Here is a 19,474-nt window from a genome sequence, read left to right on the forward strand (position 1 = left end):
CCTTACTGGTAACCGATCGGACCTATGACCACTATCGCCAAGATTCTCGCCCGTGAAATCCTCGACTCCCGCGGCAATCCCACGCTGGAGGCGGAAGTCACGCTGGCAGACGGCTCGTTCGGCCGCGCCGCCGTGCCCTCGGGCGCCTCGACCGGCACCAAGGAAGCGGTGGAACTGCGCGACGGCGACAAGACCCGCTACCTGGGCAAGGGCGTGCGCAAGGCCGTGGAAAACGTCAACGGCACCATCGCCGAGACGCTCAAGGACTTCGATGCCGCCGACCAGCAGGGTCTGGACCGTCGCCTGATCGACCTCGACGGCACCGAGAACAAGGGCCGCCTGGGCGCCAACGCGTTGCTGGGGGTGTCGCTGGCCGCCGCGCATGCGGTCGCCGCCTCGCGCAAGCAGCCGCTGTGGCAGTACCTGTCCACCATCACCGAATCCGATGTCGCCCTGCCGGTGCCGATGATGAACATCATCAACGGCGGCGCGCATGCCGACAACAATGTCGACTTCCAGGAATTCATGGTGCTGCCGGTGGGCTGCAGCTCGTTTTCCGAAGCGCTGCGCGCAGGCACCGAAATCTTCCATTCGCTGAAGTCCGTGCTCAAGGGCCACGGCCTCAGCACGGCGGTGGGTGACGAGGGCGGCTTCGCCCCGGACTTCCGCAGCAATGTCGAAGCGCTGGACACCATCCTCGAGGCGATCGGCAAGGCCGGTTACACCGCTGGCGAAGACATCCTGCTGGGCCTGGACGTGGCCTCGTCGGAGTTCTACGACAACGGCAAGTACAACCTGGTGGGCGAAAACAAGCGCCTGACCAGCGAGCAGTTCGTCGACTTCCTGGCCGACTGGGTGGCGCAGTACCCGATCATCAGCATCGAAGACGGCCTGGCCGAAGACGACTGGGCCGGCTGGAAGCTGCTGACCGATCGCGTCGGCAAGAAGGTGCAGCTGGTGGGCGACGATCTGTTCGTCACCAACCCGAAGATATTCAAGGAAGGCATCGACAGCGGCACCGCCAACGCGATCCTGATCAAGGTCAACCAGATCGGCACGCTGACCGAGACGCTGGAAGCCATTGCCATGGCGCATGCGGCCAACTACGCCTCGATCGTGTCGCACCGTTCGGGCGAGACCGAAGACACCACCATCGCCGATATCGCCGCGGCCACCACCGCCACCCAGATCAAGACTGGCTCGCTGTGCCGCAGCGACCGCGTGGCCAAGTACAACCAGTTGCTGCGCATCGAGCAGGCACTGGGGTCCGGCGCGCGTTACGCCGGCCGCGACGCGTTCGTTTCGCTCAAGCGATAAGCCATGCGCAACTGGCGCTGGCTCCTGCTGGTGCTGGCGGTACTGCTGGCGTGGCTGCAGTACCGCTTCTGGTTCGGGCCTGGGAATTCCGGTGAAGTGATGATGCTGGAAGCCCAGGTTGCCCATCAGACACGGGATAACGAAGGCCTGCGCCAACGCAATCAGGCATTGGCGGCAGAGGTCAAGGATTTGAAGGACGGCGAGGCGGCAATCGAGGAACGCGCGCGCAGCGAGCTGGGCATGATCAAGCCCGGCGAAACGTTCTATCGCGTGGTCGAAGATGCGCCGCTGTTGCCACCGGCAGCACAGGAAGCAGCAACGCCTGCACAACCGCCCGCAGCGTCTGCCGACCCGGTAGATCACCCATGACCGGCTCGGTGTGGGCGATTGTCCCGGCGGCCGGGCGTGGCACGCGCTTTGGCGGTGCGGTGCCAAAGCAGTATTTGCACGCGGCGGGCCAGCCGCTGATGGCCTACACGTTGGCGGCCCTGGCAGCACATCCGGCGGTGGCCGGGATCGTGGTGGCGATTGCTCCCGACGATGCCGACTGGCCGGGCTGGACAGCCGTGCACGCCAAGCCCGTGCTCACCTGCGTGGGCGGCGCCACGCGTGCGGCGTCGGTGCTGGCCGGGTTGCTGGCGTTACCCGATGGCGTGCGCGCCGATGACTTTGTGCTGGTGCACGATGCGGCCCGGCCCAACCTGGCGCTGGCCGATCTGGACCGGTTGCTGGAGATTGGCCGCGGCGATCCGGTCGGTGCCATTTTGGCCGCGCCGGTGCGCGATACGCTCAAACGCGCAGGCGACGATGGCGGGATCGACGGCACCGAGCCGCGCGAGCGGTTGTGGCGCGCGTTGACGCCACAGTTGTTCCGGCGCCATCAGTTGATTCGCGGTCTCACCGAGGCATCGGCTGCCGGCGTGGACGTGACCGACGAGGCGATGGCGATCGAGCGGCTTGGCTTGCGTCCCTTGCTGGTGGAAGGTGCCGAAGATAATTTCAAGGTGACCACGCCTGCGGACCTGGCACGTTTTGAATTCGAGCTGGCGAACCGCGACCGCGGTGGCGCAAGCCGGGAGGCTGAGCGCAGCGCTACGCCCTCTGCTGCAACGTCCGTTTTTTCCGGTGCGCGTTCTGCGGCGTCCGGTTCCGAAGAGGTGTAAGCAACATGTCCTTCAATTTCCGCATCGGCCAGGGTTACGACGTGCATGCGTTCGGCCCGGGCGATCATCTGATGCTGGGTGGCGTGCGCATGGCGCACAGTCACGGTGTGCTGGCACACAGCGATGGCGACGTGGTGCTGCATGCGTTGTGCGATGCGATGCTCGGTGGCCTGGCGCTGGGCGATATCGGTGTGCATTTTCCGCCCTCCGATGCGCGTTGGAAGGGTGCCGACAGCGCGCAGTTCCTGCAGCACTGCGACCAGTTGCTGCGTGATCGCGGCTGGCGGGTGGGCAATGCCGACATCACGGTGATCTGCGAGCGGCCCAAGGTGGGGCCGCACGCGTTGGCGATGCGCGAGCGCATTGCCGGGCTGCTGGCCATCGAACTGGATGCGGTGAGCGTCAAGGCGACCACCAGCGAGAAGCTGGGATTCACCGGGCGTAGCGAAGGCATTGCCGCACAGGTCGCGGTGCTGCTCGGCAAGATCGCCGCATAACTGGCGTCGCACGCGCGAGGCGTGCGATTGCATTCTGACGCCGGCGATGCCGGCAGCATGCGGACGTCACCTGTCGCATCTCACTGGACTTTCCCATGAGCGATTCACCCGTTTTGCCGCGCGCGCATGGCGCCGCGGTGCTCACTGCGGCAATGCGCAGCGTTGCCGAGGATTTCCAGGTTGATGAGTTGCCCGCGTTCGATGCATCGGGTGAAGGCGAGCATCTGCTGCTGAGCGTGCGCAAGCGTGGCCAGAACACCGCTTACGTGGCCAAGCGTTTGGCGCAGTGGGCCGGCATTGCGGAGATGGGCATTGGCTACGCGGGTCTGAAGGACCGCCACGCGGTGACCACGCAACGCTTCAGCGTACATCTGCCCAAGCGCATCGCCCCGGACCTGAGCGCGCTGGACGATGACGACATGCAGGTGGTGGAGCACACCTGGCACAACCGCAAGCTGCAGCGCGGCGCCTTGCATGGCAATCGTTTCGTGCTGACGCTGCGCGAGGTGGTGGGCGATCAGGCGGCCATCGATGCGCGCCTGCACGCGATCGCTGCGCGCGGCATCCCCAACTGGTTTGGCGAGCAGCGCTTCGGCCGCGATGGCGGCAATGTCGCCGCGGCATTGGCGATGTTCGGTTACACGCGGCAGCTGGACGGCACGCTCGCGCCGGCACCCAAGCGTCGCCTGCGCAACGATCAACGCTCGCTGCTGTTGTCGGCAGCACGCTCGGCACTGTTCAACCAGGTGCTGACTGCGCGCGTGGAGCAGGGCAATTGGGATGCGCCACTGGACGGCGAGGCCTGGATGCTGGACGGCTCGCGCAGCGTGTTCGGTCCCGAACCCTGGAGCGAGGTGTTGGCCGAGCGTCTTGCACGTTTCGACATTCATCCCAGCGGCCCGTTGTGGGGCGCTGGCGAATTACGCTGCAGCGCTGAGGCCGCGGCGATTGAGCAGGCGGCCGTGTCGGATCCACAATCGCTCGCGTTGCGCACGGGTTTGGAAGCGGCCGGCCTCAAGCAGGAGCGCCGCGCGCTGCGGCTGCGTCCTCAGGCGTTGGCACATGCCTGGCTGGACGCGCAGACGCTGCAGCTCACCTTCGCCTTGCCACCCGGGTGCTATGCAACCGCGGTGTTGTGGGAACTGGGCGAGGTCGTCGATGCAGCGCGCGTTGCACCGCAGTCGCGTTCCGAGGGCTGAGTGGTACGCCAGCACTAGCATTCCCGTAGGAGCGGCCTTGGCCGCGATGAGGCGTTACCGATAATGCCCATCGCGGCCGGGCCGCTCTTACGATGCATGACCGGTGCGACCAAGAGCGGCTATCAAAACGTAGCGAGCAGCCGTGAGGTGGGTGCGGACGGTGCGGAAGAACCGGTGTGCAGGAGTGGTACATGCCGATTCCGAGCGCCGGCCGCGCCCGCCTGGCGGCTGCGCCGTGGTGTTGCTAGCTGCTCTAACGCCGTGCCAACAACACCAGCAGGGCACCGGTTCCACCTTGCGTCGGCGGTGCGGAATGGAAGGCCAGCACATCGTTGCGCTGGCGTAGCACACGGTCCACCAGATTCTTCAGCACCGGTGCGCCACTGTCCGATTGCAGGCCCTTGCCGTGGATGATGCGCACGCAGCCGTGCTCGTGTGCATGCGCTTCCAACAGGAACTGGCGTAGCAAGGCGTCGGCTTGCGCGGCAGTGGCGCCGTGCAGGTCCAGTTCGTCCTGCACCGAAAACTGACCGCGCTTGAGTCGCTGGAACAGCCGCGCGGGCAGGGTATCGCGCCGGTAGCTGGCGGTGTCACCAGCTTCCAGCGGCGAAGAATCACGTAGCAGGCGCGCAAATTCGCTCTGCGCCTCGGCTTCGTCGCGCTCGGCCATGCGCGCACGCGGCTTGGGCCGCGGCTTGGTGTTGGCGGGCGGCGCAACAGCGCGGATCGGCTTCACTTCGCCAATGGCTGCACGGAACAGCGCGCCGTCGTCTTCGTCTTCAGGATGCGACATCGTCACAGCGTACCCTGCCCAACCTCAGGCGCAAGCGAAGATCAAGCGCGAAGCGGACGGACGCATCCGGTATCATGGCCGGGTTTTCCGAGGAGTCCCATGCGCGTACTGGTTAGCAACGACGACGGTGTCGACGCCCCCGGCATCCAGATCCTGGCCGAGGCGCTGCGCCGCGCCGGTCATGAAGTGATGGTAGTCGCGCCCGATCGCGATCGCTCCGGTGCCAGCAATTCGCTGACCCTGGATGTGCCGATCCGCACCCGCCGCATCGACGCACAGACCTGCGCGGTTGCCGGCACACCCACCGACTGCGTGCATCTGGCGCTCACCGGCATGCTCGATTACGACCCGGATATCGTGGTCTCGGGCATCAATAATTCCGCCAATCTCGGCGACGACGTGATCTATTCGGGTACGGTGTCTGCTGCGATGGAAGGGCGTTTTCTCGGCCTGCCCGCAGTGGCGGTCTCGCTGGTGACGCAGAATCACGAAGCCCATCATTTCGAGACCGCCGCGCGCGCCGCGGTGGAAATCGTGGCGCGGTTGAAGGCCGATCCATTGCCCGCCGACACCATCCTCAACGTCAACGTGCCGGATCTGGCCTGGGCGGATGTGCTCGGGTTCGAAGTGACGCGTCTTGGCAACCGGCATCGGTCCGAGCCGTGCGTGCCGCAGAGCGATCCGCGTGGCCGTACCGTCTACTGGATTGGCCCGGCCGGTCCCGAACAGGATGCTGGCGTCGGCACCGACTTCCACGCCGTGCGCACCGGGCATATCTCGATCACGCCGATCCACGTCGATCTCACCCGCTACCAGGCGCTGGACACCGTGGCCGGCTGGGTCGGCGGCCTGACCGCCGCGCTGGACGCGCCGGCATGACCCCGCGGCTGCGCCTGCAACCGGAATCGGTGGGAATCGGCATGACCTCGCAGCGGGTGCGCGACCGTCTGGTCGAGCGTCTGCGCGAGTCCGGTATCCAGGACGAAGCCACGCTCAACGCCGTGCGCACCGTGCCGCGTCATCTGTTCATCGATGAAGCGCTGGCCTCGCGCGCTTACGAAGACACCGCGCTGCCGATCGGCCATGGCCAGACCATTTCCCAGCCATGGGTGGTCGCGCGCATGACCGAGGCGGTGCTGCAGGTGGCGCCGAAGAAAGTGCTCGAAGTGGGCACCGGCTCTGGCTACCAGGGCGCGATCCTGGCGGCACTGGGCCTGGAGGTCTATACCGTCGAGCGCATCGGCGATCTGCTGCGCCAGGCGCGCAAGCGCTTTCGCCATCTGGGCATGAACGTGCGCAGCAAGCACGACGATGGCCGGATCGGCTGGCCGGAACACGGCCCCTATGATGCGATCGTGGTCACCGCGGCCGCGCCGGCGCTGGTCGACGCCTTGGTCGATCAATTGGCGGTCGGTGGCCGGTTGGTGGCCCCGGTCGGTGGTGCCTCGTCGCAATCACTGGTGCAGTTGACGCGCGGCGCCGATGGCGAGATCGCGCAAGAGGTTCTGGCGCCGGTCACGTTCGTCCCTCTGTTGTCGGGCATGCTGGATTGAACCCATGAGAGTTTCTCGATGAAGATATTCGGGCCGTTGTACGACGTGGCCATCCGTTGGTCCCGCCACCGCCGCGCACCAGCGCTGCTGACCGGCCTCAGTTTCGTCGAGGGCTTCATCTTTCCGGTTCCGCCGGAAGTGATGCTGGCGCCGATGTCGCTGGCCGAACCGCGACGCGCGCTGTGGTTCGCCACGCTGAGCCTGATCGGATCGCTCAGTGGTGCGCTGGTGGGCTATCTGCTTGGCCACTTCGCGTTCGCTGCCTTGCAGCCGCTGATCGAGTGGCTGGGCTGGAGCGCGCGCATCGACGAGCAGGTGCAGAACCTGCGGCAGGTGGTGGCCGAATCGCCGTGGAAGGCGTTCTGGTTGCTGGTGATCGTGGGCTTTACGCCCATTCCCCTGAAGATCTTTACCTGGGCCTCGGGCGTGGTCGGCGTGCCGATCCTGCCGTTCATCGCCAGCATGCTGGTGGGGCGCGGCAAGCGCGTGTACCTGGTGGCCGGCGCGATCCGCCTTGGCGGCGCGCGCGCGGAAGCCGCGCTGCACCGCTGGATCGAACCCCTGGGCTGGGTGGCGATGGCGGTCCTGGCGGTGGTGGCCGGCTGGCTGGTGTGGAAGGCAACGAACGGATGAGCAGGGCGCAGATGAAATTGGTACGCAAGACAGCGGTGATGCTGGTAGTGGCGGCAGGGCTGACGGCCTGCAGCAGCGCGACAGTGGTGCGTTCGCCCAACTCGGGCAGTGGTGGTGGCGCTTCGCGGCCCAGTGCCGCGCCGCGTCCGTCGGTGCCGCGTCCCGGTGCAACCGTGACCGTGCAGCGCGGCGACACGCTGTATGCGATTTCGCGCCGCACCAATATCACCGCGCCGGACCTGGCTGCCTGGAACGGGCTGTCTTCACCGAACACGATCTACCCCGGGCAGACGCTCAAGCTGTATCCGCCCGGCGCGAGCAAGCCTGGTGCAAGTGCACCGGTGGCCAGTGGCGGCACCGTGGTTCCGCCGCGCCCGGCCGCACCGATTGCGGCCCCGGTCAGTAGCGGCTTCAGCTGGCGCTGGCCGGCCGACGGCGTGGTGGTGGGGACCTTCGTCACCGGCGAGACCACCAAGCAAGGCGTGGACATTGCCGGTGCCAGCGGTCAAGCCGTACGCGCTGCAGCCGATGGCGTGGTGGTTTACTCCGGCGCCGGCCTGGTCGGCTACGGCGAGCTGATCATCATCAAGCACAACGATCAGTGGCTGTCGGCCTACGGCCACAACCGCAAGCGCCTGCTCAACGAAGGCCAGAGCGTGAAGGCCGGGCAGCAGATCGCCGAGATGGGCCGCAGCGGCGCCGCCCGCGACATGCTGCACTTTGAGATCCGCTACAACGGCAAGCCGGTTGACCCGCTGCTGTATCTGCCCAAGAAGTGAAGCCGGGAGTCGGGAATGGGGAGTCGGGAATCGTAACGGCCTTGGGCTGAGGCGCTACGGTAAGGCGCGAATTCTGCGCTTCACCAAGGGCGCGTCATCCAGCCAAGTGGCATGGCTCGCTTGACAGCAACGAGTGCTTCAGCAGGATTTGCCGAATCCCGAATCCCGAATCCCGAATCCCGAATCCCCAACTCACCCGCCTACGATCATCGCCAGCGCCACCCGGCGGCCTTCGCTGGCCAGCACGTTGTAGGTGCGTGCCGCCGCCGCATTGGTCATGGCTTCCAGGCCGATGCCGCGGGTCAGGCAGGCGGCCAGGACATCCGTAGACGGAAACTGCTGGCGCTCGCCGGTTCCCAGCAGGATCACTGCCGGGTTCAGCGCCAGCACGGCGTCCATGTGGGCAGGCTGCAGCTGGCCGAGCGAGGGGACGGGCCAGTGTTCCACCAGCTCGTCGGGCATCAGGATGAAACTCTGCTGCAGAATCTGCTCGTTCACCTTGGCGTGGCGGCCATCGGCCGCGCGTAGCGCGTAAGTGTAGTCGGGGTGTTCCTGGTTCAAAGGCATGGCAGAACTCGTCGGGTCAGCCGCGCGGCAGCACGATCTGTCGCTTTTCCTTGCTGGGGCGGTACAGGATGGCGACATGGCCGATGCGCTGCACCAGCGCGCAGCCGGTGTGCTCGATGATCTCGGCGATCAACGCGTCGCGGGTTTCACGGTCTTCCGCTGCCACCTTCACCTTGATCAGCTCGTGGCGTTCGAGCACGTCTTCCAGCTCGGCCACGAACGCCGGCGTGACGCCCTTGCCGCCGGTCTGCAGCAGTGCTTTGAGATCATGGGCCTGGCCGCGCAGGAAACGGTTCTGGGCGGAGGTTAGAACGATGGACATGCAGGATCGAAAGGAAGCAAAGGGTGTTCAGGGTATCATGGCGGCCCGTTCGGACCCCTTTGCCAATGCCTTCCCGTAGTAAAAGCAGCCAGCGCTGGCTCAAGGAACACTTTGCCGACCCCTTCGTCAAAAAGGCCCAGGCCGAAGGCATGCGCTCGCGTGCCGCCTATAAACTGGAAGAGCTGCTGCAGCGCGACCGCCTGCTCAAGCCCGGCATGGTGGTGGTGGACCTGGGCGCGGCGCCGGGAGGGTGGTCTCAGCAGGTGCGCAAGTCGATGGGCGCGAGTGGCCGGGTGGTGGCGCTGGACATCCTGGAGATGCCGCCGCTGGCCGGGGTGGAGTTCCTTCACGGCGACTTCAGGGAGCAGGCCGTCCTATCGGAGTTCGAGGCCATGCTGGGCGATGTGCCGGTAGACCTTGTTCTGTCGGATATGGCCCCCAATAAGAGCGGTATGGATGCGGTCGACCAACCGCGGATGATGCACCTGGCGGAACTGGCCATGGAATTTGCCGACACCCACCTCAAGGTAGGCGGGGCGTTCCTGATCAAGCTGTTCCAGGGTGTAGGGTCCGACGACTACATTCGTGAGCTTCGCCGCCGCTATGAGAAGGTGACGATTCGCAAGCCGGCGGCCTCGCGAAAGCGCTCCGCGGAAGTTTATGTGCTCGGTCAGGGCAAGCGTGCCCAGATCAAGTAAGCTGCCTACGATGATTGTTTTTTCAAGAATAGAAGAGTAGAGGGCACCGGAGCCAATGAGGATGAACGACTTGACCAAGAATCTGCTGCTATGGGTGGTCGTCGCGGTTGTGCTGATGGTCGTCTTCCAGAGCTTTTCGCCGCGCATGGCCGGCGGAGTGGGCCCTGACTCGATCACCTACACCCAGTTCCTGAAGGAAGTGGATTCGGGCCGGGTGAAGTCGGTGGATTACACCGATGAGACCAACCTGGCCGTCAACGCGATCCGCTTCAAGCGCACCGACGGCAGCGAAGCCACCGTCTACGGTCCGCGCGACGACAAGCTGGTCGACGTGCTGTACAGCAAGAACATCGAAATGACCCGCCAGAAGCCGTCCACCGGGCCGGGCTTCTGGTCGCTGGTGCTCAACTTCCTGCCGGTCATCCTGATCATCGGCTTCTGGCTGTTCATCATGCGCCAGATGCAGGGCGGTGGCGGCGGCGCCAAGGGAGCGATGAGCTTTGGCAAATCGCGCGCCAAGCTGCAGGGCGAAGACCAGGTCAAGGTCACCTTCGCTGACGTCGCAGGCTGCGATGAAGCCAAGGAAGAAGTGGGCGAGCTGGTCGACTTCCTGCGCGATCCCACCAAGTTCACCAAGCTGGGTGGCAAGATTCCGCGCGGCGTTTTGATGGTGGGCCCGCCGGGTACGGGCAAGACGTTGCTTGCCAAGGCGATCGCCGGCGAAGCCAAGGTGCCGTTCTTCAGCATCTCCGGTTCGGACTTCGTCGAAATGTTCGTGGGTGTTGGCGCCAGCCGCGTGCGCGACATGTTCGAGCAGGCCAAGAAGCATGCCCCGTGCATCATCTTCATCGACGAAATCGATGCGGTGGGCCGTCATCGCGGTGCCGGTCTGGGCGGCGGTCATGACGAGCGCGAGCAGACCCTCAACCAGTTGCTGGTCGAGATGGACGGCTTTGAGGGCGGCGAAGGCGTGATCGTGATTGCTGCGACCAACCGTCCTGACGTGCTGGATCCGGCGCTGCTGCGTCCGGGTCGCTTCGACCGTCAGGTCGTGGTCGGCCTGCCGGACGTCAAGGGCCGCGAGCAGATCCTGCGCGTGCACATGCGCAAGCTGCCGCTGGCCGACGACGTCGTGCCGCTGGTGATTGCACGTGGTACCCCGGGCTTCTCCGGTGCCGATCTGGCCAATCTGGCCAACGAGGCCGCATTGTTTGCTGCACGTGGCAACGAGAAGGAAGTCCGCATGGACCACTTCGACCGTGCACGCGACAAGATCCTGATGGGTGCCGAGCGCCGCTCGATGGCCATGAGCGAGGACGAGAAGACCCTGACTGCGTATCACGAGGCTGGTCATGCCATTGTCGGCCGCCTGGTGCCCGAGCATGACCCGGTCTACAAAGTCACGATCATTCCGCGTGGTCGCGCCCTGGGCGTGACGATGTACCTGCCGGAAGGCGACCGCTACTCGATGAATCGCGTGGCGATCGAATCGCAGCTGTGCTCGCTGTATGGCGGCCGCGTTGCCGAAGAGCTGATCTTCGGCGGCGACAAGGTCACCACCGGTGCGTCCAACGACATCGAGCGCGCCACCAAGATGGCCCGCAACATGGTCACCAAGTGGGGCCTGTCCGATGAACTCGGTCCGGTGGCCTACGGCGAGGAAGAGGACGAGGTGTTCCTGGGCCGTTCGGTGACCCAGCACAAGAACGTCTCGGATGAGACCGCACGCAAGATCGACGAAGTGGTGCGGTCGATCCTGGACAAGGCGTACAGCAAGACCAAGACCATCCTCACGGAGAATTTGGACAAGCTGCATGCGATGTCGCAGCTGCTGCTGCAGTACGAGACCATCGACGTGCCGCAGATCGACGCCATCATGGAAGGCCGCGACCCGCCGCCGCCGGCTGGCTGGGCCAAGTCCGACAAGGACGGTGGCAACAACAACGACAAGGGTAGCCCGCGTCCGTTGCCGCCGATCGCAGGTCCTGCCGAGCAGCTGTAACGCCTGGTGGTCAGCTGCATGAAACGCGCAAGGCCAGGAGTGATCCTGGCCTTGTTGCATTGTGGTGGATTGAATTGCCGGTCCAATGTCAGTGGCTCCTGCGCCACCGATGGCAAGTGCAGGGACGATGTGCAGAGGCCGATGCGCTGCGCGACAATGCCCGCCCCACGCCAGTGAGTAAGCAGGGCTGAGGTTGCCGCTGTCTCAACCACGCGTCCCCGCGTTGCACGACAAGATGCTGCGCGGCGAAATGCGCGCACGGCTGCCTGCCAAGTGCGCATGCGGATCCTTTTTCCTGATCGAGAATTGCCGATGTTCGACACCACACCGCAATTGAACTGCGCCGGCCGTCTTCTGCGCCTGGATGGCCCGCAGGTGATGGGCATCGTCAATGTCACGCCGGACTCGTTCTCCGATGGCGGGCAGCACACGACGGTGGACGCGGCAGTGGCCCATGGGCTGCGACTGGTCGCAGAAGGTGCGGCGGTGCTGGATGTGGGCGGTGAATCCACTCGGCCTGGCGCCAGTGCGGTATCGCTGGAAGAGGAACTGCAGCGGGTAATCCCGGTGATCCAGGCCCTGAGCGCGCAGACCGCTGTGCCGATCAGCGTGGACACCTACAAGCCCGAGGTCATGCGCGCCGCAGTCGCCGCGGGCGCGGGCATGATCAACGATATACACGCGTTGCGGTCGCCGGGCGCGCTGGAGGCCGCTGCAGAACTCGCGGTGCCGGTGGTGCTGATGCATGCGCTGAGCGCACCGCACGCGATGCAGGCCGAGCCGCATTACGACGATGTGGTGGCCGAGGTGCATCGCTTTCTGGCCGAGCGCATTTTTGCTGCGGAAATGGCCGGCATCGACAAGCGTCGGCTGATCCTCGACCCCGGATTCGGATTCGACAAGAGCACCGCGCATAACCTCACCGTGCTGGCGCAACTGCAGCGGCTGCAGGAATTTGGCCTGCCGGTGCTGGCGGGATTCTCGCGCAAGCGCACGATCGGTGAATTGACCGGTCGCCAGGTTGCGGCCGACCGCGTGCATGGCTCGGTGGCCGCGCATCTGATCGCCGCCCAGCAGGGCGCGCAACTGCTGCGCGTGCATGACGTGGCGGCGACCGTGGATGCGTTGAAGGTATGGCGTGCGGTGGCTGCAATTCCCACCCCGCGCGTGGCAGCACCTGCGGCGCCGACGATTCGCTGGCCGGACGAGGACTGATGGCAGCCGACCAGCGCCCGCTGGCCATCGCTGTGATGGGCCCGACCGCCAGCGGCAAGACGGCACTGGCGATCGAGGCAGCGCAGCGCTGGGGCGGTGAGATCGTCAGTGTCGACTCCGCGCTGGTCTACCGCGGGCTGGATATCGGTGCGGCCAAGCCGGACGCGGCGATGCGTGCGGCGGTTCCTCACCATCTGCTCGACCTGCGCGATCCGTGGCAGGTTTATTCAGCGGCGGAATTTGCCGCTGACGCGCGCACTGCCATGGCGCAGATCGTAGCGCGCGGCAAGATTCCGATCCTGGCGGGCGGGACGGGCCTGTATTTCCGTGCGGCATTGGAAGGGCTGGCGCAGATGCCCGAAGCCGACCCCGCGGTGCGGCTGGCGATCGCTGCCGAAGCCGAGCAGCTGGGGTGGGGGGCACTGCATGCGCAACTGGCACGGATTGATCCGGTTGCTGCCGCTCGCATCCATGCCACCGACCCGCAACGCATCCAGCGTGCGCTGGAGGTCTACCGCATCAGCGGCAAGCCGATCAGCTACTGGCAGACGCGACCACCGGGGCCGCGAGCGCCGGTGCGGGTGCTCAAACTGGTGCTTGCGCCCCGGCAACGCGCCGTGCTGCATGCACGCATTGCCATGCGCCTGGACGCGATGTTGGCGGAAGGTTTCCTGACCGAGGTCGAGCACCTGCGCGCGTTGCCGCAGATGCGCGCGGTGGCGGCACCACTGGATTTGCCGGCGGTGCGGGCAGTGGGCTACCGGCAGGCCTGGGAGTATCTGGATGGGGCCGGCAGCCTGGCCGAGTTCCGCGACAAGGCAGTGCAGGCCACCCGGCAGTTGGCCAAGCGGCAGCTGACCTGGCTGCGTGGCGAGCTCGATGCGCGCTGGTTCGACCCGGAGCGTGATCGCGGTCAATTGGAACAGGCCGTTGCCGGCTTCCTCGGCCAACGGCGCACTATGCAGCAGCCTTCAGCCGTGTAACATCCCGTTTCCGGGACCGGCTGGGGAAAGCAGGGTCGACCGGAATCATAAGAACAATAATGAAGAGGATTTTTCGATGGCCAAGGGGCAATCTTTACAGGATCCATTCCTTAACGCGCTGCGTCGCGAACGGGTGCCGGTCTCTGTGTATCTGGTCAACGGCATCAAGTTGCAGGGTACGATCGAATCGTTCGACCAGTTCGTGGTGCTGCTGCGCAATACCGTGAGCCAGATGGTCTACAAGCACGCCATTTCCACCGTTGTTCCGGCGCGCAACGTGCGCGTGGGCCCGGGTGGCGGCTATGTGCAATCCAATGAAAACAACCAGGCGGAAGATGACGACGTCGAGCAATGATGGAGTAGCGCGTGTTTGATCGTTCACGCAAGGGTGAACACGCGTTGTTGATTCAGACCCACTCCGGTGGGCCTGCCGAAGAGGATGTGCTGGAGGAGTTCGCCGACCTTGCCAAGTCGGCGGGCGCCACGGTGGCGGCCACGCTCACCGCGCGCATCGATAAACCCAGCCCGTCGACATTGATCGGCAGCGGCAAGCTGGAAGAGGTCAAGGCTGCGGCCGAGGCCACCGGCGCGGATCTGGTGCTGGTCAACCACACCTTGTCGCCGGGCCAGGAGCGCAACCTCGAGCGGTATCTGGAGCGGCGCGTGATCGACCGCACCGGGCTCATCCTGGATATCTTCGCGCAACGCGCGCGCAGCCACGAAGGCAAGTTGCAGGTGGAACTGGCGCAGCTGCGCCACATGGCCACGCGCCTGGTGCGCGGCTGGACTCACTTGGAACGTCAGCGCGGCGGTGCGATCGGTCTGCGCGGCCCTGGCGAAACCCAGCTGGAAACCGACCGCCGCCTGCTGCAGAAGCGTGTGGAACAGTTGCAGAAGCGGCTGGAAAAAGTCGAAGTGCAGCGGACCCAGATGCGTCGTGCGCGCATGCGCAGCGAATTGCCGCGGATTGCGCTGGTGGGCTACACCAATGCTGGCAAGTCCACGCTGTTCAATGCGTTGACCGGCGCCGATGCCTACGCGGCCGACCAGCTGTTCGCCACGCTCGACCCCACGGTGCGGCGCATCGCCTTGCCAGGCGGCAGCGCGGTGCTGGCCGACACGGTGGGCTTCGTACGGGATCTGCCGCACGAACTGGTGGCTGCATTCCGGTCGACCTTGTCCGAAGCGCGCGATGCGGATCTGCTGCTGCACATCGTCGATGCGGCGGACCCGTTGCGCGAAGAACGCATCCATCAGGTCGATGAGGTCTTGCAGGCCGTCGGTACGGGCGATCTGCCGCAGCTGCTGGTGTTCAACAAGATCGACAAGATCGAGGGCGCCGAGGTGCGCCATGACGCGCAGGACGGCATCCCCGACCAGGCACGCCGTGAGCGCGTCTGGATTTCTGCGCGTGATGGACGTGGCCTGGAAGAACTGCAGCGTGCGTTGGGCCATCGGCTGGACCTGCGCCACATCACCGGTTCGCTCCGCTTGCCGGCCTCTGCCGGTCGTCTGCGCTCCAGGCTGCATCAGCTGGAAGTGATCCGTAGCGAGCAGGTGGACGAGGAGGGCTGGTTGCTGGAAGTCGACTTGCCCTATGTCGAAGCCGAACGTCTTGCCGCCGGCGAAGACGGTGCACCGCTGCGTGCGTTGTTGCCGGATCGCCGTGAGGACTGGGAGACCTGATGCATGGCGGTGCGGCCGCCGCAATGCGGCCGCATCCGGCATCGCATGTCATCGGTTGCTTCCGCAGCATCGCGTAACGCGAGTGGGCTGCGTGCTTGCGACCGATGGAGTCTGTTAGCGGCAGATCCACCTTCCTGTGGTCGCCTGCGGCCCGGCAATGCGCATCGCACACGCGGCCGAGAATCTCGCAAAGAGCTATAGGCGTGTCTGCGGCTAGCAGACGTCGAGCTTGGTCGGTTGACGCGGTGGCTATTTTTTTCTGGTGCAGCCCGCGTCGGGGCAGTGGCGACGCGCTGCGCATGTAGCCACTGAACCGCGGCCGCCCAGTAACCCGTCCTGTGCTGGTCTCACCGCAGACATTGGCGATGAATTGGGCTAAAACGTCGATTCCCCACACGCCGTGCCCATGTCCATGTCCACCGATTCCGAATTGCAGCAGCTGTCCGAGGTGTTGGGGCAACAGTTGCTTGCCGCGCGCGAGCGCCTGGTCACCGCCGAGAGCTGCACCGGCGGCTGGATCGCTAAGGCGGTGACCGACGTGGCCGGCTCCTCGCACTGGTTCGAGTGCGGCATGGCCGCCTACAGCTACGAGGCCAAACAGGCCTTGCTTGGTGTGCGGCCGCAGACGCTGGAAGTACATGGTGCGGTGAGTCGCGAGACGGTGATCGAGATGGTTTCCGGCGCGCTCGTGAATTCCGGCGCCAGCATCGCCGTCGCCGTAACGGGCATTGCCGGCCCCGGTGGTGGAAGCGACGACAAGCCAGTCGGCACGGTCTGGATCGGCTGGAAGCGGCGCGGCGGCTATGCCACTGCGCAGTTGTTCCATTTCAGCGGCGACCGCGATGCGGTACGTCGGCAGACGGTGGCTGCGGCGTTACGTGGCCTGAGCGCGTTGCTTTAGCACGTGCATTGCGCACTGCTGCACGGCGCGCTGCCTTGCAGGTGCTCCAGGCACGCGCTGCGGCGCCGTCATCCCGGAAGTGTCGAATACCCGGTGGTTGTAAGGTCACGTCTCACCGCGAGAGACCGTTCGTGTTGCATGTAAGGACCGGCAGGACCGCATCCTGCGAGGTCGCGACCGATCTAAGAGCGGCTGACAAAACGTAGCAAGCAATTAGCGGGCGAGCACGGACGGGGCAGAGGAACCGGAGTTTACGGCTGTACATGAGACTTCCAAGCGTCGGCCGCGCTCACCTGTCGGCCGCGCAGTCGGGTTGATGGCTTCTCTAAACCGCGGCCGTGCTCACACAAGCGAGCACGGAGTCGCCTGGCGTTCGTCGCGCGAGCGATGGATTCGGTCATGCGCCCGCTGCGTAGATGCGCGAACGGTAGCGTTGCTTGTGACATATCTCGCGGCCGTCGCCGCATGATGCAGTCGCAGCGTCTCACCGCCTCACCGCCGGGAAACCCAATGCATATCGATCACCGACGCGGTGGCAGGCTTGCGCTTGCCATCTTCGTAGCGACGCACGCGCCCTGGCTGTACGCACAAGCGCAGAGTGACGCGCCTGCCGAACGCACGGAACCAGCGACCTTGGCCGCCTTGACGGTCACTGCGCAGAAGCGCGAAGAAGCATTGCAGGACGTACCGATCATCGTTTAGGTGCTGCCCGAGCAACTGCTGCTGGACAACGGCGTCCACGACATCAAGGATTTGCAGGTGCTGGTGCCGGGATTGATCGTCACCAGTACCCAGAGCGCTGCGCAAACCACTGCACGTATCCGCGGCATCGGCACGGTGGGCGATAACGCAGGCCTGGAATCTTCGGTGGGTGTGGTGATCGACGGGGTGCCGCGTGCGCGCAACGGTGTGGGGTTCTCGGACCTCGGCGAGCTGGAACGCATTGAGGTGCTGAAGGGTCCTCAAGGCACCGTATTCGGCAAGAACACCTCGGCCGGCGTGATCAATGTGGTGACGCGCCGCCCCAGCTTCACGCGTAGCGCGGAAGCGGAACTGACGGCCGGCAACTACGGAGCGTTCGGTCTGGCTGCGGCATTCAACGATGCAGTGGGAGAAACCAGTGCGCTGCGCGTCTATGCCGCCAAACGCCGCCGCGACGGGTTCGAAAATGTCGTGACTGGCGCTGGCCCGCGCACGGCGACCGACGACGGCGACCAGAATCTGGAGACCGGCCGCATCCAGCTGCTGTGGGAGCCGTCGCATGATCTGGCCATCAATATCGCCGCCGATGCCACCAATCGCAACGAGAACTGCTGTGTCACCGTCACCACCGAGCGTGGGCCGACCGCCGCGATCCTCAACGCGCTGACGCCAGGCGGGCAGGGCGCCATCGGGCAGGCGGATCTGTCCCGGCGGCTGGCCTACAGCAATCGCAGCACCGCGCAGGACATTCGCGACCGTGGGGTGTCGGCGCAGGTGGACTGGACCACGCCCTGGCTGGGCGCGCCGGTGCTGACGTCGATCACCGCGTTACGTGACTGGACCTCGGTCAACGGCCTGGATTTCGATTTCAGTGCCGCAGACGTGCTGTACCGCGCACCGCAGCAGGATGAAATGCTCACGGGGTTCAGAACCTTCAGCCAGGAGCTGCGGCTGGCCGGTTCCAGTGAGCAGCTGGACTGGATGGTGGGCGCGTTTTACGCCGATGAAACCGTGCATCGCAACGAGTCGTACCGCTTTGGAACGGCCTACGAGCCGTACCTCTCCACGGCGCTGTTAGGACGCATCAACCCCGCGCTGGCCGCACGTGCGGATGCACCGCGCTTTCTCGCCGACGCCACCGGCCTGCCTACCGGTTCGCTGTTTCGCGGCCAGGGCAGCCAGGACCGCTTCCGCCAGGATGGCCGGAGCGTTGCCGTGTTCACCAACAACACCTGGCATGCCACCGATGCGCTGGATGTGGTGGTGGGGCTGCGCTACACCTACGAAAACAAGGCGCTGGCTTCCTCGTTCGAGAATCCGGACGGCAGCCCGGCCTGCGCGAGCTACTTCGCCGCGAACGGGCAGCTGGATCCGGCTGCGGCGCGACGCATTGGTGCGGCGCTGACTGCGCGTGGCGTACCGGCAGCATCCGTGCCGAGCATCGCTCCGCAAGTGGTGGGCTTTACCTGCCTGCCGTGGAGCAACGTGGCGCATGACGGCCGCAGGACCCAGCAACAACTGACCGAGCGCGAATGGTCCGGCACTGCCAAGCTGGCGTATCGCTGGAACGACGCGCTGATGACGTATGTGTCGGCGGCGCGCGGCTACAAGGCTGGCGGCTTCAACCTGGACCGCGTGCAATCTGCCGACGGTTTGTCCACGGGCGTGCAAGGCATCGTGCCGGTGGACGACACCGCCTTCCCGGGCGAGTTCGTCGACAGTTACGAGCTTGGCGCCAAGACCACCTGGTTGGGTGGCAACCTGCTACTGAACGCCGCGCTGTTCTACCAGGATTTCAGCGACTTCCAGCTCAATAATTTTCTGGGCACCAGCTTCGTGGTGCGCGCCATTCCGACAGTGATCTCTCAAGGCGTGGACGCGGAAGTGCTGTGGCAGACCGGGTTGCCCGGCCTGATGCTGCAAGGTGGCCTCAGCTATACGGATACCGCCTACGGCCAGGACCGCCTGCCCGATGCAGACCTGGCATTGCTGCCCGGCAGCCGCACGAGTTTTGCGCCGCGCTGGTCTGGCAACCTCGCGCTGAGCTACGAACACGCCATCGGCAGCCAGCTGATCGGTCGTGCCGATCTGGGCGCCAAGTACAGCTCCGATTACAACGTCGGCACCGACCTGGATCCGCAGAAGCTGCAGCCGTCCTACACCATCGTCAACGCGCGATTGGGCATCGGCGCCAGCGATAAACGCTGGCAACTGGAAGCCTGGGCGGAGAATCTTGGCAATGTGACCTATCGGCAGGTGGCCATCGATGCGCCGCTGCAGGCCGGCTCATGGAATGCATTTTTGGGTGCGCCGCGCACCTTCGGCATGACGCTGCGCTTGCGCTACTGAGATAGGTGCAGCGCCTGCCTGCGCGCTTCCGCGCTGCATGGCCTGGGTAATCCAAGGGCTGGGTGCGGCGTCTGCTTCAGCTGCGCAGGCGACAGATGCGGGCGGATCGGCTACA

General features: G+C 65.4%; 20 protein-coding genes and 2 other RNA genes. 17 read left to right on the forward strand and 5 right to left on the reverse strand.

What is annotated here, in order from left to right:
* The first annotated feature begins 24 nt into the window (after positions 1 to 24).
* The 5 genes from eno to truD all read left to right on the forward strand — a co-directional run bounded on the left by eno (position 25) and on the right by truD (position 4,176).
* Positions 25 to 1,317, forward strand: a complete 1,293-nt coding sequence (eno, locus tag ACD584_RS07795) for a phosphopyruvate hydratase (RefSeq protein ID WP_076035916.1) — start codon at positions 25 to 27, stop codon at positions 1,315 to 1,317.
* A gap of 3 nt (positions 1,318 to 1,320) precedes the next feature.
* Positions 1,321 to 1,686 carry a cell division protein FtsB gene (gene ftsB, locus ACD584_RS07800; protein ID WP_014507476.1) on the forward strand — a complete coding sequence of 122 codons (366 nt, stop codon included), beginning with the start codon at positions 1,321 to 1,323 and terminating at the stop codon, positions 1,684 to 1,686.
* Positions 1,683 to 2,480 carry a 2-C-methyl-D-erythritol 4-phosphate cytidylyltransferase gene (gene ispD, locus ACD584_RS07805; protein WP_014507477.1) on the forward strand — a complete coding sequence of 266 codons (798 nt, stop codon included), beginning with the start codon at positions 1,683 to 1,685 and terminating at the stop codon, positions 2,478 to 2,480. Before ftsB ends, ispD begins: the two co-directional genes overlap by 4 nt.
* Positions 2,481 to 2,485: 5 nt before the next feature.
* On the forward strand, positions 2,486 to 2,977 hold the full coding sequence (gene ispF / locus ACD584_RS07810) for a 2-C-methyl-D-erythritol 2,4-cyclodiphosphate synthase (protein ID WP_076035915.1): 492 nt from the start codon (positions 2,486 to 2,488) through the stop codon (positions 2,975 to 2,977).
* A 95-nt stretch (positions 2,978 to 3,072) separates the two neighbouring features.
* Positions 3,073 to 4,176, forward strand: a complete 1,104-nt coding sequence (gene truD, locus ACD584_RS07815; RefSeq protein ID WP_076035914.1) for a tRNA pseudouridine(13) synthase TruD — start codon at positions 3,073 to 3,075, stop codon at positions 4,174 to 4,176.
* A gap of 117 nt (positions 4,177 to 4,293) precedes the next feature.
* On the opposite strand, the gene ACD584_RS07820 is transcribed toward truD, so the two are convergent.
* Positions 4,294 to 4,369, reverse strand: a non-coding RNA gene (locus ACD584_RS07820) — sX9 sRNA.
* Between the two features lie 60 nt (positions 4,370 to 4,429).
* Positions 4,430 to 4,969, reverse strand: a complete 540-nt coding sequence (locus ACD584_RS07825) for a Smr/MutS family protein (RefSeq protein ID WP_070693324.1) — start codon at positions 4,967 to 4,969, stop codon at positions 4,430 to 4,432.
* Between the two features lie 99 nt (positions 4,970 to 5,068).
* Here ACD584_RS07825 and surE point away from each other — a divergent pair, with 99 nt between their 5' ends.
* From surE to ACD584_RS07845, 4 genes are read left to right on the forward strand one after another with little or no spacing between them, the layout of a single operon-like run.
* Positions 5,069 to 5,848 (forward strand): 5'/3'-nucleotidase SurE, encoded by a 780-nt coding sequence (gene surE / locus ACD584_RS07830; protein WP_076035912.1) that lies wholly within the window; start codon positions 5,069 to 5,071, stop codon positions 5,846 to 5,848.
* Positions 5,845 to 6,522 (forward strand): protein-L-isoaspartate(D-aspartate) O-methyltransferase, encoded by a 678-nt coding sequence (locus tag ACD584_RS07835; protein ID WP_011036884.1) that lies wholly within the window; start codon positions 5,845 to 5,847, stop codon positions 6,520 to 6,522. Before surE ends, ACD584_RS07835 begins: the two co-directional genes overlap by 4 nt.
* Positions 6,523 to 6,540: 18 nt before the next feature.
* Positions 6,541 to 7,155 (forward strand): YqaA family protein, encoded by a 615-nt coding sequence (locus ACD584_RS07840; RefSeq protein ID WP_011036885.1) that lies wholly within the window; start codon positions 6,541 to 6,543, stop codon positions 7,153 to 7,155.
* Positions 7,152 to 7,934, forward strand: coding sequence for a peptidoglycan DD-metalloendopeptidase family protein (locus ACD584_RS07845; RefSeq protein ID WP_029628973.1), 783 nt, complete (start codon positions 7,152 to 7,154; stop codon positions 7,932 to 7,934). The genes ACD584_RS07840 and ACD584_RS07845 overlap by 4 nt, the downstream gene beginning before the upstream one ends.
* 192 nt (positions 7,935 to 8,126) lie before the next feature.
* Here ACD584_RS07845 and ACD584_RS07850 read toward each other — a convergent pair whose 3' ends face one another.
* Together ACD584_RS07850 and yhbY are read right to left on the reverse strand one after the other, a co-directional pair.
* Positions 8,127 to 8,501, reverse strand: coding sequence for an Mth938-like domain-containing protein (locus ACD584_RS07850; protein ID WP_011036887.1), 375 nt, complete (start codon positions 8,499 to 8,501; stop codon positions 8,127 to 8,129).
* 16 nt (positions 8,502 to 8,517) lie between these two features.
* Positions 8,518 to 8,823 carry a ribosome assembly RNA-binding protein YhbY gene (gene yhbY, locus ACD584_RS07855; RefSeq protein WP_011036888.1) on the reverse strand — a complete coding sequence of 102 codons (306 nt, stop codon included), beginning with the start codon at positions 8,821 to 8,823 and terminating at the stop codon, positions 8,518 to 8,520.
* A gap of 65 nt (positions 8,824 to 8,888) precedes the next feature.
* Here yhbY and rlmE point away from each other — a divergent pair, with 65 nt between their 5' ends.
* The 7 genes from rlmE (at position 8,889) to ACD584_RS07890 (ending at position 16,308) form a co-directional block, all read left to right on the forward strand.
* Entirely contained in the window at positions 8,889 to 9,521 is a 633-nt protein-coding gene (gene rlmE, locus ACD584_RS07860) for a 23S rRNA (uridine(2552)-2'-O)-methyltransferase RlmE (RefSeq protein ID WP_012438562.1), read from the forward strand.
* Between the two features lie 61 nt (positions 9,522 to 9,582).
* The gene (ftsH, locus tag ACD584_RS07865; RefSeq protein ID WP_040941435.1) at positions 9,583 to 11,523 is read left to right on the forward strand and encodes an ATP-dependent zinc metalloprotease FtsH; all 1,941 of its coding nucleotides are present in this window, start codon (positions 9,583 to 9,585) and stop codon (positions 11,521 to 11,523) included.
* Between the two features lie 312 nt (positions 11,524 to 11,835).
* On the forward strand, positions 11,836 to 12,738 hold the full coding sequence (folP, locus tag ACD584_RS07870; protein ID WP_175611493.1) for a dihydropteroate synthase: 903 nt from the start codon (positions 11,836 to 11,838) through the stop codon (positions 12,736 to 12,738).
* Positions 12,738 to 13,721 carry a tRNA (adenosine(37)-N6)-dimethylallyltransferase MiaA gene (miaA, locus tag ACD584_RS07875; protein WP_076035909.1) on the forward strand — a complete coding sequence of 328 codons (984 nt, stop codon included), beginning with the start codon at positions 12,738 to 12,740 and terminating at the stop codon, positions 13,719 to 13,721. Before folP ends, miaA begins: the two co-directional genes overlap by 1 nt.
* Positions 13,722 to 13,797: 76 nt before the next feature.
* The gene (hfq, locus tag ACD584_RS07880; protein WP_011036893.1) at positions 13,798 to 14,076 is read left to right on the forward strand and encodes an RNA chaperone Hfq; all 279 of its coding nucleotides are present in this window, start codon (positions 13,798 to 13,800) and stop codon (positions 14,074 to 14,076) included.
* 11 nt (positions 14,077 to 14,087) lie between these two features.
* Complete coding sequence (hflX, locus tag ACD584_RS07885) at positions 14,088 to 15,407, forward strand: ribosome rescue GTPase HflX (RefSeq protein ID WP_070693316.1); 1,320 nt, start codon at positions 14,088 to 14,090, stop codon at positions 15,405 to 15,407.
* Between the two features lie 406 nt (positions 15,408 to 15,813).
* A complete protein-coding gene (locus ACD584_RS07890) occupies positions 15,814 to 16,308 on the forward strand; it encodes a CinA family protein (RefSeq protein WP_016945236.1) in 495 nt (164 codons plus the stop codon).
* A 190-nt stretch (positions 16,309 to 16,498) separates the two neighbouring features.
* On the opposite strand, the gene ACD584_RS07895 is transcribed toward ACD584_RS07890, so the two are convergent.
* Positions 16,499 to 16,573: non-coding RNA, sX9 sRNA (locus ACD584_RS07895), on the reverse strand.
* 437 nt (positions 16,574 to 17,010) lie between these two features.
* On the opposite strand from ACD584_RS07895, the gene ACD584_RS07900 reads away from it, so the two are divergent.
* Positions 17,011 to 19,359, forward strand: coding sequence for a TonB-dependent receptor (locus ACD584_RS07900; RefSeq protein ID WP_228438000.1), 2,349 nt, complete (start codon positions 17,011 to 17,013; stop codon positions 19,357 to 19,359).
* Positions 19,360 to 19,474 lie beyond the last annotated feature (115 nt).

The organism is Xanthomonas sp. NCPPB 2922 (assembly GCF_041520885.1).
Taxonomy (GTDB): Bacteria; Pseudomonadota; Gammaproteobacteria; order Xanthomonadales; family Xanthomonadaceae; genus Xanthomonas; species Xanthomonas campestris.

Excerpts from the sequence above, each read along its gene's own strand:
- eno (WP_076035916.1), top strand. The coding sequence starts at position 25 with ATGACCACTATCGCCAAGATTCTCGCCCGTGAAATCCTCGACTCCCGC.
- ftsB (WP_014507476.1), top strand. The coding sequence starts at position 1,321 with ATGCGCAACTGGCGCTGGCTCCTGCTGGTGCTGGCGGTACTGCTGGCG.
- ispD (WP_014507477.1), top strand. The coding sequence starts at position 1,683 with ATGACCGGCTCGGTGTGGGCGATTGTCCCGGCGGCCGGGCGTGGCACG.
- ispF (WP_076035915.1), top strand. The coding sequence starts at position 2,486 with ATGTCCTTCAATTTCCGCATCGGCCAGGGTTACGACGTGCATGCGTTC.
- truD (WP_076035914.1), top strand. The coding sequence starts at position 3,073 with ATGAGCGATTCACCCGTTTTGCCGCGCGCGCATGGCGCCGCGGTGCTC.
- ACD584_RS07825 (WP_070693324.1), bottom strand. The coding sequence starts at position 4,969 with ATGTCGCATCCTGAAGACGAAGACGACGGCGCGCTGTTCCGTGCAGCC.
- surE (WP_076035912.1), top strand. The coding sequence starts at position 5,069 with ATGCGCGTACTGGTTAGCAACGACGACGGTGTCGACGCCCCCGGCATC.
- ACD584_RS07835 (WP_011036884.1), top strand. The coding sequence starts at position 5,845 with ATGACCCCGCGGCTGCGCCTGCAACCGGAATCGGTGGGAATCGGCATG.
- ACD584_RS07840 (WP_011036885.1), top strand. The coding sequence starts at position 6,541 with ATGAAGATATTCGGGCCGTTGTACGACGTGGCCATCCGTTGGTCCCGC.
- ACD584_RS07845 (WP_029628973.1), top strand. The coding sequence starts at position 7,152 with ATGAGCAGGGCGCAGATGAAATTGGTACGCAAGACAGCGGTGATGCTG.
- ACD584_RS07850 (WP_011036887.1), bottom strand. The coding sequence starts at position 8,501 with ATGCCTTTGAACCAGGAACACCCCGACTACACTTACGCGCTACGCGCG.
- yhbY (WP_011036888.1), bottom strand. The coding sequence starts at position 8,823 with ATGTCCATCGTTCTAACCTCCGCCCAGAACCGTTTCCTGCGCGGCCAG.
- rlmE (WP_012438562.1), top strand. The coding sequence starts at position 8,889 with ATGCCTTCCCGTAGTAAAAGCAGCCAGCGCTGGCTCAAGGAACACTTT.
- ftsH (WP_040941435.1), top strand. The coding sequence starts at position 9,583 with ATGAACGACTTGACCAAGAATCTGCTGCTATGGGTGGTCGTCGCGGTT.
- folP (WP_175611493.1), top strand. The coding sequence starts at position 11,836 with ATGTTCGACACCACACCGCAATTGAACTGCGCCGGCCGTCTTCTGCGC.
- miaA (WP_076035909.1), top strand. The coding sequence starts at position 12,738 with ATGGCAGCCGACCAGCGCCCGCTGGCCATCGCTGTGATGGGCCCGACC.
- hfq (WP_011036893.1), top strand. The coding sequence starts at position 13,798 with ATGGCCAAGGGGCAATCTTTACAGGATCCATTCCTTAACGCGCTGCGT.
- ACD584_RS07890 (WP_016945236.1), top strand. The coding sequence starts at position 15,814 with ATGTCCATGTCCACCGATTCCGAATTGCAGCAGCTGTCCGAGGTGTTG.